Source organism: Kribbella endophytica, from assembly GCF_054781295.1.
The window spans coordinates 259763-274023 of record NZ_BAAGUR010000007.1; the positions used below are offsets into that span (position 1 = coordinate 259763).

13 protein-coding genes are annotated in these 14261 nt (G+C 69.6%); 2 read left to right on the top strand and 11 right to left on the bottom strand.

Annotated features, from left to right (window positions below):
* Window positions 1–224: 224 nt before the first annotated feature.
* Window positions 225–623 (bottom strand): hypothetical protein, encoded by a 399-nt coding sequence (locus tag ACYVIO_RS41005; protein ID WP_460656416.1) that lies wholly within the window; start codon window positions 621–623, stop codon window positions 225–227.
* A 36-nt stretch (window positions 624–659) separates the two neighbouring features.
* Between ACYVIO_RS41005 and ACYVIO_RS41010 the strand changes: the two genes are divergently transcribed.
* Window positions 660–1262 carry a nitroreductase family protein gene (locus ACYVIO_RS41010; RefSeq protein ID WP_460656417.1) on the top strand — a complete coding sequence of 201 codons (603 nt, stop codon included), beginning with the start codon at window positions 660–662 and terminating at the stop codon, window positions 1260–1262.
* A 64-nt stretch (window positions 1263–1326) separates the two neighbouring features.
* On the opposite strand, the gene ACYVIO_RS41015 is transcribed toward ACYVIO_RS41010, so the two are convergent.
* The 3 genes from ACYVIO_RS41015 to ACYVIO_RS41025 form a co-directional block, all read right to left on the bottom strand.
* Window positions 1327–2418 carry a branched-chain amino acid aminotransferase gene (locus ACYVIO_RS41015; RefSeq protein ID WP_460656418.1) on the bottom strand — a complete coding sequence of 364 codons (1092 nt, stop codon included), beginning with the start codon at window positions 2416–2418 and terminating at the stop codon, window positions 1327–1329.
* Window positions 2419–2508: 90 nt separating this feature from the next.
* Entirely contained in the window at window positions 2509–3561 is a 1053-nt protein-coding gene (locus tag ACYVIO_RS41020) for a 3-isopropylmalate dehydrogenase (RefSeq protein ID WP_460656419.1), read from the bottom strand.
* Window positions 3558–3722: a hypothetical protein gene (locus ACYVIO_RS41025; protein WP_460656420.1), complete on the bottom strand. Its 165-nt coding sequence runs from the start codon at window positions 3720–3722 to the stop codon at window positions 3558–3560. The genes ACYVIO_RS41020 and ACYVIO_RS41025 overlap by 4 nt, the downstream gene beginning before the upstream one ends.
* 148 nt (window positions 3723–3870) lie before the next feature.
* Between ACYVIO_RS41025 and ACYVIO_RS41030 the strand changes: the two genes are divergently transcribed.
* A complete protein-coding gene (locus ACYVIO_RS41030) occupies window positions 3871–4437 on the top strand; it encodes a class I SAM-dependent methyltransferase (protein WP_184796113.1) in 567 nt (188 codons plus the stop codon).
* A gap of 290 nt (window positions 4438–4727) precedes the next feature.
* On the opposite strand, the gene serA is transcribed toward ACYVIO_RS41030, so the two are convergent.
* The 7 genes from serA to ACYVIO_RS41065 form a co-directional block, all read right to left on the bottom strand.
* Window positions 4728–6326 carry a phosphoglycerate dehydrogenase gene (gene serA / locus ACYVIO_RS41035; RefSeq protein ID WP_460656421.1) on the bottom strand — a complete coding sequence of 533 codons (1599 nt, stop codon included), beginning with the start codon at window positions 6324–6326 and terminating at the stop codon, window positions 4728–4730.
* A gap of 98 nt (window positions 6327–6424) precedes the next feature.
* A complete protein-coding gene (locus ACYVIO_RS41040) occupies window positions 6425–7642 on the bottom strand; it encodes a S1 family peptidase (RefSeq protein ID WP_460656422.1) in 1218 nt (405 codons plus the stop codon).
* Window positions 7643–7746: 104 nt separating this feature from the next.
* Window positions 7747–8769, bottom strand: a complete 1023-nt coding sequence (gene ilvC / locus ACYVIO_RS41045; RefSeq protein WP_460656466.1) for a ketol-acid reductoisomerase — start codon at window positions 8767–8769, stop codon at window positions 7747–7749.
* 84 nt (window positions 8770–8853) lie between these two features.
* Window positions 8854–9531 carry an acetolactate synthase small subunit gene (ilvN, locus tag ACYVIO_RS41050; protein ID WP_460656423.1) on the bottom strand — a complete coding sequence of 226 codons (678 nt, stop codon included), beginning with the start codon at window positions 9529–9531 and terminating at the stop codon, window positions 8854–8856.
* Window positions 9532–11331, bottom strand: coding sequence for an acetolactate synthase large subunit (locus ACYVIO_RS41055; protein WP_460656424.1), 1800 nt, complete (start codon window positions 11329–11331; stop codon window positions 9532–9534).
* A 231-nt stretch (window positions 11332–11562) separates the two neighbouring features.
* Window positions 11563–13236: a dihydroxy-acid dehydratase gene (gene ilvD / locus ACYVIO_RS41060; protein ID WP_460656425.1), complete on the bottom strand. Its 1674-nt coding sequence runs from the start codon at window positions 13234–13236 to the stop codon at window positions 11563–11565.
* Between the two features lie 22 nt (window positions 13237–13258).
* Entirely contained in the window at window positions 13259–14233 is a 975-nt protein-coding gene (locus ACYVIO_RS41065; RefSeq protein WP_460656426.1) for a hypothetical protein, read from the bottom strand.
* Between the last annotated feature and the right edge of the window lie 28 nt (window positions 14234–14261).

Consider the following 14261-nt stretch of genomic DNA (forward strand, 5'->3'; position numbering starts at 1 on the left):
CCTTCCGGTGGATGGGGGCATCAGGCAAACAAAAAACCTCCCGCAAGGTGCGAGAGGTCTGCGCGCTCAGGTACTGCTGCTGAGCGCGCCTAGCCAATAATGACCCGGAAGTTCTTCATGACATTTTTCAGTCTGCCACAGCAGGTCGTGGACAGCGCCGAATGTCTCGGAAAGCGAACATCCAGTACGCGGATCAGTACTACGGCGTGCGCCGCAGTCCATTCCTAGGCGGTGAGTGACCACTCCGGGGTGTCCCAGGCGGTGTAGAAGTCGTCACGGTCCAGCGCCCGCAGCCCCCACTCGTCACGATCGAGCGCCTGGTCGGTCAGCCCACCGCGCTCGTCCTCGATCCGCTGCCACCAGTACCGGGTGATCGTCCCGTCCTCGCTGACGTGCAGCTCGCGGACGACAACCCACTCCCGCTCGTGCCAGACGGCCTCGAACAGCCGATCGGTCCCGTCCTCGTCGGCCCGCGCCCCGAACGTCCGCGCCGCCGTCCCGCGGTCCAGGTCGCGGATCAGCTCGGCCGAGGCCCGAAAGGCCTGCCGGGTCTCCGCACCCCAGTCCCGCTCGCGCGCAAGCTCCGCGTAGTACGCCTCGACGTCATCCGGAAAGCCGCTCATGCCCGCGACCCTACCCACACCACCTGAAAGGTTGCTGTGAAGCCCACCGGTGCAATGCTGGTCGCCGTGCCCGACAACCCCACCGAGAACACCGCCGACGACCGCCTCCACCCGTTGCTCCGGACTCGTTGGAGTCCGATGTCCTTCGACCCCGAGCACCGGAACACCTACGCCGAGACGGAGCTGCTGCTCGAGGCCGCCCGCTGGGCGCCGTCCGCAGGGAACTCGCAGCCGTGGGCGTTCATCGTCGGCTGCCGCGGCGACGACACCCACCAACGACTCGTCAAGCACCTCGCCCGCAGCTCGGCCCGCTGGGCGCCGTCCGCCGGCCTCCTGATCGCGAACCTCGCCCACCGGTACGTCGAGGACACCGACTGGGAGTACTCGGAGTTCTCCCAGTACGACCTCGGGCAGGCGGTCGCGCACATGACGATCCAGGCGCAGGCCCTCGGGTTGGCCGCGCGGCAGTTCCGGGCGTTCGACCGGGACGGCCTGGCGGCCGAGTTCGCCGTACCGGAGCACTGGGAGGTCACCACGATGACCGCGATCGGGCGAGCTCCGAACGATGTCGCAACGCCGGCTGCCGGCGAGCTGTCCAGAGAACGTCGTCCCGTCCTCGACCTGCTGTGGCCGCACTGAAGCCGAACGAACAGCGCCCGGAGGACAGGTAGTCCTCCGGGCGCCAAGTGTCAGCAGAGACCGATCAGCAGATGCGGGTCATCCAGCCGTGGGTGTCAGGCGTGCGGCCGTACTGAAGATCGAGCAGCGCGCTGCGGACGGCCGCGGTGACCGGCCCACCGTCGCCGTCGGCGACCTGGACCTCGCCGCCGTTCCACTTCAGGGACGCGACCGGGGTGATCACTGCCGCCGTACCGCAGGCGAACACCTCGCGGATCCGGCCGGACGCCGCGCCGTCGCGCCACTCGTCGATCGAGATCTTGCGCTCGGTGACGGTGTGGCCGAGGTCGGTGACCAGCTTCAGGATCGAGTCCCGGGTGACGCCCTCGAGGATCGTGCCGGACAGCTCGGGGGTGACCACGGAGCCGTCGTCGAGCACGAAGTACAGGTTCATCCCGCCGAGCTCTTCGACCCACTTCTTCTCGACCGCGTCCAGGAACGCGACCTGGTCGCAGCCCTGCTCGATCGCCTCGGCCTGGGCCAGCAGCGACGAAGCGTAGTTGCCACCGGTCTTGGCCGCGCCGGTCCCACCGGGCGCCGCGCGGGTGTACTCCTCGCTGAGCCAGATCCGGACCGGCTTGACGCCCTTGGCGAAGTACGAGCCGGCCGGCGACGCGATCACGCAGTACGTCACCTGGGCCGACGGCCGGACGCCGAGGAACGGGTCCGAGCCGAACATGAACGGCCGCAGGTACAGCGAGGTCTCGCCGCCGCTGGGCACCCACGCCTTGTCCAGCTCGACCAGCTTGTTCAGCGAGTCGAGAAAGGCCGTCTCCGGCAGCTCCGGCAGCGCGAGCCGCTTGGCGGACCGGTTGAACCGGGCGGCGTTGGCGTCGGGCCGGAAGGTGTGGATCGAGTCGTCGGGGTGCCGGTAGGCCTTCATCCCCTCGAAGATGGTCTGGGCGTAGTGGAACACCGAGGTCGCCGGAGACAGCTCCAGCGGCCCGAAGGCGGTGATCCTCGCGTCGTGCCAGCCGAACTCCCGGTTCCACGTGGCGATCGCCATGTGGTCGGTGAAGTACTGCCCGAACCCTGGGTTCGCCAGGATCGTGGCGCGCTGGTCGTCGCTGGCCGGTTGGGTGTTGGGCTCAACGGAGAACTCTAGATCGGCGCTCATGAGCGCACCGTACCTCTCGAACAACTGGTCAGGCGAGCGCCGAAAAGCGCGCCTGACCCCACTGTCCGGCAGTCGAGCGAAGACATCTCATCACCCGGCCGCGCGCTTGGTGATCGCGTCACCGATCTCCGACGTGGTGCGGGTGCCACCGGCGGTGCGCTCCTCGATGTCCGCGGTCACCGCGGCCTCGATCGCGGCCGCCGCCTCGGTCAGCCCGAGGTGGTCGCACAGCAGCGCCGCCGACAGGATCGCCGCGGTCGGGTCCGCCTTCTGCTGACCGGCGATGTCCGGCGCGGAGCCGTGCACCGGCTCGAACATGCTCGGCGCGGTCTTGTCCGGGTTGATGTTGCCGCTCGCGGCCAGCCCGATGCCACCGCTGATCGCGGCGGCCAGGTCGGTGAGGATGTCGCCGAACAGGTTGTCGGTGACGATCACGTCGAACCGCGCCGGGTCGGTGACCAGGAAGATGGTCGCCGCGTCCACGTGCAGGTAGTCGACCGCGATGTCGGGGAACTCGGTCGCGACCGCGTCGACGGTCCGCTTCCACAGGTGCCCGGCGTGCACGAGCACGTTGTTCTTGTGCACCAGCGTGAGCTTCTTGCGCGGCCGCGCCTGGGCCCGCGCGAACGCGTCCCGGACGACCCGCTCCACGCCGTACGCCGTGTTGACCGACACCTCGGTGGCGATCTCGGCCGGCGTGCCGACGCGCAGGGCGCCGCCGTTGCCGACGTACGGGCCCTCGGTGCCCTCGCGGACGACGACGAAGTCGACCTCGCCCGGGTTGGCCAGCGGGGAACCCACCGACGGGTAGATCTTCGACGGCCGCAGGTTCACGTAGTGGTCGAGGGCGAACCGCAGCTTGAGCAGCAGACCACGCTCGAGTACGCCGGACGGCACGGTCGGGTCGCCGACGGCACCGAGCAGGATCGCGTCGTGCTTGCGAATCTCCGCGAGCTCGGCGTCCGGCAGCGTCTCGCCGGTCTCGTGCCAGCGCTTCGCGCCCAGGTCGTACTCGGTCCGCTCGAACGTCACGCCGTGGACCGCGCTGACCGCGTCGAGCACCTTGAGTGCCTCGGCCGTCACCTCGGGCCCGATCCCGTCGCCACCGACGACGGCCAGCGTGAAGGTCTTCTGAGTGCTCACTTCTTGGGTTCTCCCCCGTTGTCGCGGCGGTTCATGGCTTCTTGGACGGCCCGGGCCTCGGGCGCGGTCTCACTCGCCGCGCGGGCGGGCCGGCGACGCCGGGCCGCCTTGCGCTCACGACCGTCGATCGCGGGCCAGTTGGCTGGGTACATGTCGTACATGCTGCTCCTCCCGATAAGGGTCTCGCGGGCGGCAGGGTGCTCCAAAATTACTCTGACGTCCGACTATTTCACCACAATGCGGGCACTCTGTCCCAATATGTGAGATACCAGTGACAGCGCTGGACCTAAGCTGTGCAACTCTCAACCGGTGAGCGCTCCTCCAGAACTGCCGCCGCTGGTGTCGGCGGCCCTCAGCCTGTCCGGCCGGCGCGGATTCGTCAGCTCGACCCGTAACGAGACCGGCCGGCTGCTCGCGACCCTTGCGGCGTCGCGGACCGGTACCGTCGGCGAGCTCGGCACGGGCTGCGGGGTCGGCTCGGCCTGGCTGCGCAGCGGCGTGGCCGAAGGGACGAAGATCGTCACCGCCGAGAGTGATCCCGAGCTCGCGAAGGCGGTGGCCGAGCTGTTCGCCGCCGACGAGCGGATCGAGGTCGTCGAGGCGGACTGGACGGCGCTGATCGAGCGCGGTCCGTTCTCGCTGCTGTTCGTCGACGCGCGCGAGGCGAAGCTGTCCGCCCGCGACGTGGTCGCCGAGGTGGTCGAGCCCGGCGGGTTCGTCGTCCTCGACGACTTCACGCCGTCGGCCGTCTGGCCGCCGATGTACGAGGGCCGCGTCGACACCCTGCGCCAGGAATGGCTGCAGGACAAGCGCTTCACGACCGTCGAGGTGATGGTCGCCCCCGACGCCGCCGTACTGCTCGCCACTCGCCGCTGACCCCACTCCCCCGCTCCCACCCAGTGCATTTGGTGGGTTAACCCACCAACTCGCCCGTTGGCCCACCAGAATTCCGTGGGCCAACGGGCCATTTCATGGGTTAACCCACGAAATGGCCCGCGCGGGTGGGCGGAGGGGGACAAACAGGTGGGCCCGAGCCACGCCTCCCGGGTGGGAGGGGCTCGGGCCCTGGCCGGCCGCCATGCGCCTGCGGGCGGCAGGCCGGTCCTGCTCTTCCAGTGTGACTGGCTCCCAGGGTCAGTGCGTCCCTGGGAGTGTCACTCCGGTCCTCAGGCCTCCAGGTCGACCGTGCGCGCCGTGTCGGCCTGTACGGCGGACGCGATGTCGTCCAGCTTGGCCTGCGGGATGCTCGAGTCGACGCTCAGCGCGACCAGCGCCTTGCCGCCCTTGCGGTCCCGGCTGACCTGCATGCCGGCGATGTTGATGTCGGACTCGCCGAGGATCCGGCCGACCGCGCCGACGATGCCCGGGCGGTCCTCGTAGCTGAGGAACGCCAGGTGCGCCGACAGCTCGATCTCCAGGTCGAACCCGTCGATCTCGACCAGCCGCTCGGACTGCTTGACGCCGACCAGCGTGCCGGACACCGACACCTGGCCGCCGTCGGCCAGCGTGCCGCGCAGGGTGATCAGGTTGCGGTGCTCCGGGCTGTCGTGGTCGGTGACGAGCCGGACCTCGAGGCCCCGCTCGGCGGCCAGCAGCGGCGCGTTCACGTAGGAGACGTTGTCCTCGACGACGTCCGCGAAGACACCCTTGAGCGCGGCCAGCTCGAGCACCTTCACGTCGTACTGCGTGATCTCGCCGCGGACCTCGACGTCGAGCTGCTGCGCGACGCCACCGGCCAGCGCGGTAAAGATCCGGCCGAGCTTCTCGGTCAGCGCGATGCCCGGGCGAACCTCTTCGGCGATCACACCGCCCTGGACGTTGACCGCGTCCGGGACCAGCTCGCCGGACAGCGCGAGGCGGACGGACTTGGCGACCGCGATGCCGGCCTTCTCCTGCGCCTCGTCGGTGGACGCGCCCAGGTGCGGCGTGGCGACGACGTTCTCGAACTCGAACAGCGGGGAGTCGGTGCACGGCTCCTTGGCGAACACGTCCAGGCCGGCGGCCGCGACGCGACCCTCCTTCAGCGCGGAGTACAGCGCCTGCTCGTCGACGATGCCACCGCGGGCGGCGTTGACGATGATGACCTCGGGCTTGACCTTGTGCAGCTGCTCGTCACCGATCAGGCCGATCGTCTCCGGCGTCTTCGGCAGGTGCACGGAGATGAAGTCGGACGCGGCCAGCAGCTCGTCCAGCGACGCGAGCCGGACGCCCATCTGCGCGGCGCGACCGGCCTGTACGTACGGGTCGTAGGCGATCACGTTCATGCCGAAGGCGGCCAGCCGCTGCGCGACCAGGACGCCGATCTTGCCCAGGCCGACGATGCCGACGGTCTTCTCGAACAGCTCGACACCGGAGTACTTGCTGCGCTTCCACTCGCCGTTCTTCAGCGACTGGTCAGCGGCCGGGACGCGGCGGGCCGCGGCCAGCAGCAGCGCGACCGCGAGCTCGGCGGCGCTGACGATGTTCGAGGTCGGGGCGTTCACGACCATGACGCCGGCCTGGGTGGCGGCCTTGACGTCGACGTTGTCGAGGCCGACGCCCGCGCGGGCGACGACCTTGAGCTTCTTCGCCGCGGCCAGCGCCTCGGCGTCGACCTTGGTGGCGCTGCGGATCAGGATCGCGTCGACGTCGGCGATCGCGGGGATCAGCTCGGCGCGGTCGGCACCGTTGGCGTGCCGGATCTCGAAGTCCGGCCCGAGGGCCTCGACGGTGGCGGGAGAAAGCTCTTCGGCGATCAGGACGACGGGTCGGGTGACGTCAGTCATGACAGACAACTCCTGCTGGAAGCGGTAGGGGGCTCGATCGATCAGAGCACCGCGCTGTGCCCGCTGAACTCGATGCTACCAGCCACCGGGTGGCACCCTCAGTCGGTCCCACACCCTGACTTGTTGCCGACCGTCTTGGCTCCGTCGATCCGCAACTTCTGCTGCTCACGCACCAGGTGGTACTGGATCCGCAGCTGCGCGCAGGTCTGTCCCTTGGCCTGCGCGCTGGTCGGCGAGAACAGCACCGTGAAGGCCATCTCGGCGTCCGCGGCCGCTCCGGCGGCCCGGACCTTCTCGATCACCGCGCCGAACGCGTACGACGTACCGTGCTTGCTCTCGTCGACCTTCGCCGAGCTCAGACTGCGCAGCCGCTCCGAGTAGGTGGACTGCATGGCCACGAAGTTGTGCAGGTTCAGCGTGTTCAGGTAGTCGGCCAGGGCGGCGTTGACCTCGCCGGCCAGCGGCGTGTTCGCCACCGCGAGATCGGGTTCGACCGGGCTCTGCGGCCCACGGGACGAGCATGGTTCCGTCGTCTCCGGACGCAGGGACGGGTTCGGACCGGACGGCAGCCGGTCCTTGCCGATGATCTTGCCGGTGGCAACGGTATCGCCGGTGAACAGACCGATCACGCGGCCCTCCCGGTCGCTCAGTGGCGCGCCGAGAGCTCCTGCGTCCACCAGGCCGGGGAGGGTCGCCGGCTGCTTCGTCGTACCGGCCTGGACGACCACCTGCTCGCCGCTCAGGTCGTACCCGACCAGGCCACGGTCCGCGGAGACATCCGGAAGCTTCTGGGCGAACTGCGCGGTCGGGAGGTTGGCCGGCCCGGCGACAGTGAGGACAGCGACGCCGTCCGCGGTGCTGCCTCTGACCGTGGCGCGCCGGACTCTGCCGTCCTGCGTCAGGATCGCGACCGAGACCGGCGACAGGATCGCCGACGTCGCGGTCAACACCGTCCCACCGGGCAGCAGGACGCCCGAGGCCTGACCGGTGCCGTCGCAGGTCGTCGCCAGCACCCGCACGACCGCCGGTCCCAGGGACGCCCGTACGTCGTCCGCGTCCAGGCTCAGGCTGTACGCCCGCACCAACCATCCAGCGGCCGCCCCGAGGACCAGCACGAAGACCACCAGCGGAACCACGAACCGCGGCCGGAACTTCGGCGGCAGCGGCTCCCCCGGCCCGTCGTTCTCAGGCGCGCGGCGGCGCGGTTCGATCGTCGTACGGGGTCCGAGGGCAGGCGGCGGATCGCCGTTCTCGACCGCCCAGCCCGGGATCCGCCGAGGCGGTCGCGGCAGGTCGCTGCGGCCTTGCTCAGCCATCCCTGCCCTCCCCTGTCCGGTCCAGTCCCGATTCTGTCAGAGAACAGAGCGACGCCCAGGCCACACACGGTGACCTGGGCGTCGGTACGACGTACTGCGGTGGATCAGCGCGCGGCGGTGCCCTCGACGTAGTCGTCGGCGTCGTGCGACTTGACCCACGCCATCAGCGAGCGCAGGTCCTTGCCGACAGCCTCGATCGGGTGCGACTCGCTGGCCTTGCGGAACTCGGCGAACTCCGGCGCGCCGGCGTCCTGGTCGGCGATGAAGCGGGCCGCGAAGGTGCCGTCGGTGATGTCGTTCAGGACGTCCTTCATCCGGGCCTTCACCGACGCGTCGATGATCCGCGGGCCCGACACGTAGTCGCCGTACTCGGCGGTGTCGGAGACCGACCAGCGCTGCTTGGCGATGCCGCCCTCGTACATCAGGTCGACGATCAGCTTGAGCTCGTGCAGGCACTCGAAGTACGCGACCTCCGGCTGGTAACCGGCCTCGGTCAGCGTCTCGAACCCGGCCTGGACCAGCGCGGAGACACCACCGCAGAGCACGGCCTGCTCACCGAACAGGTCGGTCTCGGTCTCCTCGGTGAAGGTGGTCTTGATGCCACCCGCACGGAGGCCGCCGATGCCCTTGGCGTAGGCCAGCGCGAGGTCCCACGCCTTGCCGGTCGCGTCCTGCTCGACCGCGACCAGGACCGGGACGCCCCGGCCCTCGGAGTACTCGCGACGGACCAGGTGACCCGGGCCCTTCGGCGCGACCATGAACACGTCGACACCGGCCGGGGGCTTGATGTAGCCGAACCGGATGTTGAAGCCGTGACCGAAGACGAGCGCGTCGCCGTCGACCAGGTTCGGCTCGATGGCCTCCTTGTAGAGCGCCCGCTGGGCCGGGTCCGGCGCGAGGACGACGATCACGTCGGCCTCCTCGCAGGCCTCGGCCGGCGTGACGACCCGCAGGCCCTGGGCCTCGGCCTTGGCACGGCTCTTGGAGCCTTCCGGCAGACCGACGCGGACGTCGACACCGGAGTCGCGCAGCGACAGCGCGTGGGCGTGGCCCTGGGAGCCGTAGCCGAGCACGGCCACGTTCTTGCCCTGGATCACCGACAGGTCGGCGTTGTCGTCGTAGAACATTTCAGCTGCCACGGGGAGCTCGTCTCCTTGATTCTTCTGGGTGAGGGGTCGGCGGGTGCCGGCCGAGTTACGGGGGTGGACCGCTCAGCCGTGCCTGGCCGGCGCGGCGGGGCGGTGACCCGGCGGCGGCGCCGGCACCGGGTGGTTCGGGTTCGGGGCGGGGGTGCTGCCGTTGGGGGCGGCCGGCTGACCGGTGGCCGGCCGGGCCTGCAGCGCCGGGGCGCCGGAGGCCACGTGCGGCGGCGGCACCGGGACCGGACGCAGCGAGCGGTCCGAGATGGACCGGCCACCGCGGCCGATCGCGACCATGCCGGACTGGACCAGCTCACGGACGCCGAACGGCTCCAGCACCCGCATCATCGCCTCGAGCTTCTCGGGGTTGCCGGTCGCCTCGATGGTGATCGCGTCCGGAGCCACGTCCACCACCTTCGCACGGAACAGCTGGACGGTCTCCAGCACCTGCCCGCGGGTGAGGGTGTCGGCCTTCACCTTGACCAGCACGAGCTCGCGCTGCACGGTCTGGGTCGGCTCCAGCTCGACGATCTTGATCACGTTCACCAGCTTGTTCAGCTGCTTGGTGATCTGCTCGAGCGGCTGCTCCTCGACGCTGACCGCGATCGTCATCCGGGAGATCTCCGGGTGCTCGGTCGGGCCGACCGCGAGGGAGTCGATGTTGAAGCCGCGCCGCGAGATCAGCGCCGCGATCCGGGCCAGCACGCCGTGCTTGTTCTCGACCAGGATGCTCAGTGTGTGCTTTGACATTTACAGCTCCTCCGAGTCCCAGTTCGGGGCCATGTCGCGGGCGATCTGGATGTCGTCGTTACTGGTGCCGGCGGCAACCATCGGCCAGACCATCGCGTCGCGGTGCACGACGAAGTCGACCACCACCGGCGCGTCGGTGACCGCCATCGCCTTCTCGATCGTGGCGTCGACCGACTCCCGGTCGGAGCAGCGCAGACCGACTCCGCCCATCGCCTCGGCCAGCTTGGCGAAGTCCGGGATCCGGGCCGAGTGCAGGTCGGTGTTGGAGTAGCGCTTGTCGTAGAACAGCGTCTGCCACTGCCGGACCATGCCCAGCGACTGGTTGTTGATCACGGCAACCTTGATCGGGATGCCCTCCAGCGCACAGGTGACGAGCTCCTGGTTGGTCATCTGGAAGCAGCCGTCGCCGTCGATCGCCCAGACCGTCGCGTCCGGCCGGGCCACCTTGGCGCCCATCGCGGCCGGCACCGAGTAGCCCATGGTGCCGAGGCCGCCGGAGTTCAGCCAGTTCAGCGGCTTCTCGAACGGCAGGTAGTGCGCGGCCCACATCTGGTGCTGGCCGACGCCACTGGTGTAGATCGCGTCCGGTCCGGCGATCTGGCCGATCCGCTGGATCACGTACTGCGGGGAGAGGCTGCCGTCCTCGGGCTCGTCGTACCCGACCGGGTACTTGGCCTTGACGGAGTCCAGCAGACCGCGCCACGCGTCGTAGTCCGGGGTTTTGCCGTTGCTCGCGATCTCGGCCTTCAGCGCACCGATCAGGTCGCCGATGACCTCCTTGCAGTCCCCCACGATCGGGACGTCGGCGTGCCGGTTCTTGCCGATCTCGGCCGGGTCGATGTCGGCGTGGATGACCTTGGCCTCCGGCGCGAACGACGACAGCTTGCCGGTCACCCGGTCGTCGAACCGCGCGCCCAGGCAGATCAGCAGGTCGGACCGCTGCAGCGCGCCGACGGCCGACACCGAACCGTGCATCCCCGGCATGCCGAAATGCAGCGCGTGGGTGTCGGGCAGTGCGCCGCGGGCCATCAGCGTGGTGACCACCGGGATGCCGAGCAGCTCGGCGAGCTCCTTGAGCTCCTCCGACGCCTTGGCGCGGATCACGCCGCCACCGACGTACAGCACGGGCTTCTCGGCGGCGGCGATCAGCCGGGCCGCCTCACGCACCTGCTTGGGGTGCGGGCGGGTCACCGGGCGGTAGCCGGGCAGCGAGAGCTCGGTCGGCCACTTGAAGTCGACCGTGGCCTGCATCGCGTCCTTGGTCACGTCGACCAGGACCGGGCCGGGCCGGCCGGTGGAGGCGATGTGGAACGCCTCGGCGATCGTGGAGGCGATGTCGTTCGGGTCGTTGACCAGGAAGTTGTGCTTGGTGATCGGCATCGTGATGCCGCGGATGTCGGCCTCCTGGAAGGCGTCGGTGCCGATCGAGGCACTGGCCACCTGGCCGGTGATCGCCACCATCGGGACCGAGTCCATGTAGGCGTCGGCGATCGGGGTGACCAGGTTGGTCGCGCCCGGGCCCGAGGTCGCCATGCAGACGCCGACCTTGCCGGTGGTCGAGGCGTAGCCCTGGGCCGCGTGCCCGGCGCCCTGCTCGTGACGTACCAGGATGTGGCGGATCTGGGTCGAGTCGAGCATCGGGTCGTACGCCGGGAGGATCGCGCCGCCCGGAATGCCGAAGACGGTGTCCACTCCGGCGTGTTCCAGTGCGCGGATCAGAGCCTGTGCCCCGGTCAGCTGCTCACTCATGAGTGCCTTCCCTTGTCCAGTCACGATGTTGGCTTGCCGCGACCGATCCATCCTCGCTCGTGGCCGTTGTCGGTGAACCTCTGGGTCTCAGATAGTCGCCCCGGCAACAAAAACGCCCCTTCTGCCGGTTGGCTGAAGGGGCGCGCTCGACTCGGAGGTCGCGTCAGTCGGCGCGCCGCACAAGTACGAGGAGAATCGTTCGCATGCAGGTAACAGTCGCCGACCGGTGCCGATCTGGTCAAGTTCCCCGCTGAGTTGTCTCATTTCCTGAGATGACCGTCTTTAGATACAGACAGCGCCTTCGGAGGCCGAGCCGACCAGGCGGACGTACTTGCCGAGTACGCCGCGGGTGATCGCGGGCTCCTTGGGCGACCAGCCCACCTTCCGGCGTTCGAGTTCGTCGGCCTCGACGTGCAGCCCCAGGGTCCGGTTCTTCACGTCGAGCGTGATCCGGTCACCGTCGCGGACGAACGCGATCGGTCCGCCGTCGACGGCCTCAGGCGCGACGTGGCCGACGCAGAGTCCCGTCGTACCGCCGGAGAAGCGGCCGTCGGTGAGCAGCAGCACGTCCTTGCCGAGACCGGCGCCCTTGATCGCGCCGGTGACGGCGAGCATCTCGCGCATCCCCGGCCCGCCCTTGGGCCCCTCGTACCGGATGACCACGACGTCACCCGCCTTCAGCGAGCCGTCCTCGACCGCGTCCATCGCGCCGCGCTCGCCGTCGAAGACCCGCGCGGTGCCCTCGAACACGTCCGAGTCGAAGCCCGCGCTCTTCACGACCGCGCCTTCCGGAGCCAGCGAGCCGCGCAGGATGGTGATCCCGCCGGTGCCGTGGATCGGCCGGTCGAGCGCGCGGATGATCGTGCCGTCGACGTCCGGCGGAGCGATGTCCGCGAGGTTCTCGGCCATCGTCTTGCCGGTGACCGTCAGGCAGTCGCCGTGCAGCAGCCCGGCGTCCAGCAGCGCGCGCATGATCACCGGGATGCCGCCGACCCGGTCGACGTCCGTCATCACGTACCGGCCGAACGGCTTCAGGTCGCCCAGGTGCGGCACCTTGTCGCCGACCCGGTTGAAGTCGTCGAGGGTAAGCGCGACCTCGGCCTCGCGCGCGATCGCGAGCAGGTGCAGTACGGCGTTCGTCGAGCCGCCGAGCGCCATCACCACGGCGATCGCGTTCTCGAACGCCTCCTTGGTGAGGATCTGCCGCGCGGTGATCCCCTGCTGGAGGAGCCCGACGACGGCCTCGCCGGACTTGCGGGCGAACCCGTCGCGCCGCCGGTCGACCGCGGGCGGCGCCGCCGACCCGGGCAGCGACATGCCGAGCGCCTCGGCCGCGGAGGCCATCGTGTTCGCGGTGTACATGCCGCCGCAGGCGCCCTCGCCCGGGCAGATCGCACGCTCGACGGCGTCGACCTCCTCGCGGGTGATCAGGCCGCGCGCGCAGGCGCCGACGGCCTCGAACGCGTCGATGATCGTGACGTCCTTGTCGCCGAGCCGCCCGGGCATGATCGACCCGGCGTACAGGAAGACGCTGGCCAGGTCGAGGCGCGCGGCGGCCATCAGCATCCCGGGCAGCGACTTGTCGCAACCGGCCAGCAGCACCGAGCCGTCCAGCCGCTCGGCCTCCATGACGGTCTCGACGGAGTCGGCGATGATCTCGCGGCTGACCAGTGAGTAGTGCATGCCGACGTGGCCCATCGAGATGCCGTCGGAGACGCTGATCGTGCCGAACTCGAGTGGGTAGCCGCTCGCCGCGTGCACGCCATCCTTGACCGCTTTCGCGAGCCGGTCGAGCGACAGGTTGCAGGGGGTGATCTCGTTCCAGCTGGAGGCGACGCCGATCTGCGGCTTGGCCCAGTCGTCGTCGCCCATCCCGACCGCTCGCAGCATCCCGCGCGAGGCGGTCGCTTCCAGTCCGTCGGTCACCGTCCGGCTGCGCGGCTTGATGTCAGTCATGGATCCGACTGTATGCCCGGAGTCAGCGGCGGTACTTCTCCGCGAACTCTTCGAGCGGGTCGCCGCTGTACCCCCAGGGCAGCGTGCTGACCCGGTTGAACATGGCGTCCGCCGACTCCCGGCCGGCATCGCCCTGCGCGTGCTTCAGCAGGTAGGCGTAGTAGTTGTGCGCCTCCAGATCGGGCGCTTCCGGCGTACGGCCGGGCTGCAGCCACTTGCTCCGCGCGGCGAGCAAGGGTTCCTGCCACTTGTTCGACAGCTTCGTCGCCGCGGCGATCTTCTTCACGGCGTTGGCGTCGGTGAAGGCGAACACGTGCAGCCGGGCCTCGGTCACCGCCTTCGCCAGTACGGCGCCGAGCACACTGCCCGGCACTGCCTTGTCTGCCGTCTCCTGGCCGAACGCGAGCATCTCCTCGATGCTCGTCCCGTACCACTTCGGCGCGATCGCGTGCACCTTGTTGCCGTGCGCGGCGTAGCTGTCGGGCTGCCGCGCGACGGCCTCCTCGAACAGCTGCTCGTGCGTGTCGAGGTCGGCGCCGAGCCCGATCGCCACCCACTGGTAGACAGTCCACGGCGTCGGGTCGTCCGGAGCCGTCTCGATCGCCAGCCCGATCACGTCGTACGCCGTACGCAAGATGTCGTGGAAGGTCGCGAACTGCTGCTCGGACACGTCCTTGGCCTGCCGGCCGCTGCGGACCTCCCAGCCTTCGAGGACCAGGGTCTGGGCCAGCCACACCAGCAGGTCCGGGTCGCGACCGCCGAGCTCCTCCAACCGGGCTTCGAGCTGTTCCGAGCGGCCGATGGCTGCCTCGGAGAGCCCTGCGTTCCACACCGCGCGGCGGTCACCGACCTGGTGCTTGAACCCGTCCAGCGCGGTGTCGAAGTCGCCCGCCTGCACGGCCACCACGGCACCGTCCAGCGCCGGATCGACCCAGGTCCGGTCGAGCAGCAAGCCGTCGGTCAGCGGGACCCGCTTCTTCCGCGTGAAGATTCCCATCGAGAGATCCTAGGGCCGCTGCTTGGTC

Coding starts and splice junctions, on each gene's coding strand:
- ACYVIO_RS41065 (WP_460656426.1), bottom strand. CDS start 14,233: ATGGGAATCTTCACGCGGAAGAAGCGGGTCCCGCTGACCGACGGCTTG.
- ilvC (WP_460656466.1), bottom strand. CDS start 8,769: ATGTTCTACGACGACAACGCCGACCTGTCGGTGATCCAGGGCAAGAAC.
- ilvN (WP_460656423.1), bottom strand. CDS start 9,531: ATGTCAAAGCACACACTGAGCATCCTGGTCGAGAACAAGCACGGCGTG.
- ACYVIO_RS41040 (WP_460656422.1), bottom strand. CDS start 7,642: ATGGCTGAGCAAGGCCGCAGCGACCTGCCGCGACCGCCTCGGCGGATC.
- serA (WP_460656421.1), bottom strand. CDS start 6,326: ATGACTGACGTCACCCGACCCGTCGTCCTGATCGCCGAAGAGCTTTCT.
- ACYVIO_RS41015 (WP_460656418.1), bottom strand. CDS start 2,418: ATGAGCGCCGATCTAGAGTTCTCCGTTGAGCCCAACACCCAACCGGCC.
- ACYVIO_RS41055 (WP_460656424.1), bottom strand. CDS start 11,331: ATGGATCGGTCGCGGCAAGCCAACATCGTGACTGGACAAGGGAAGGCA.
- ACYVIO_RS41025 (WP_460656420.1), bottom strand. CDS start 3,722: ATGTACGACATGTACCCAGCCAACTGGCCCGCGATCGACGGTCGTGAG.
- ilvD (WP_460656425.1), bottom strand. CDS start 13,236: ATGACTGACATCAAGCCGCGCAGCCGGACGGTGACCGACGGACTGGAA.
- ACYVIO_RS41005 (WP_460656416.1), bottom strand. CDS start 623: ATGAGCGGCTTTCCGGATGACGTCGAGGCGTACTACGCGGAGCTTGCG.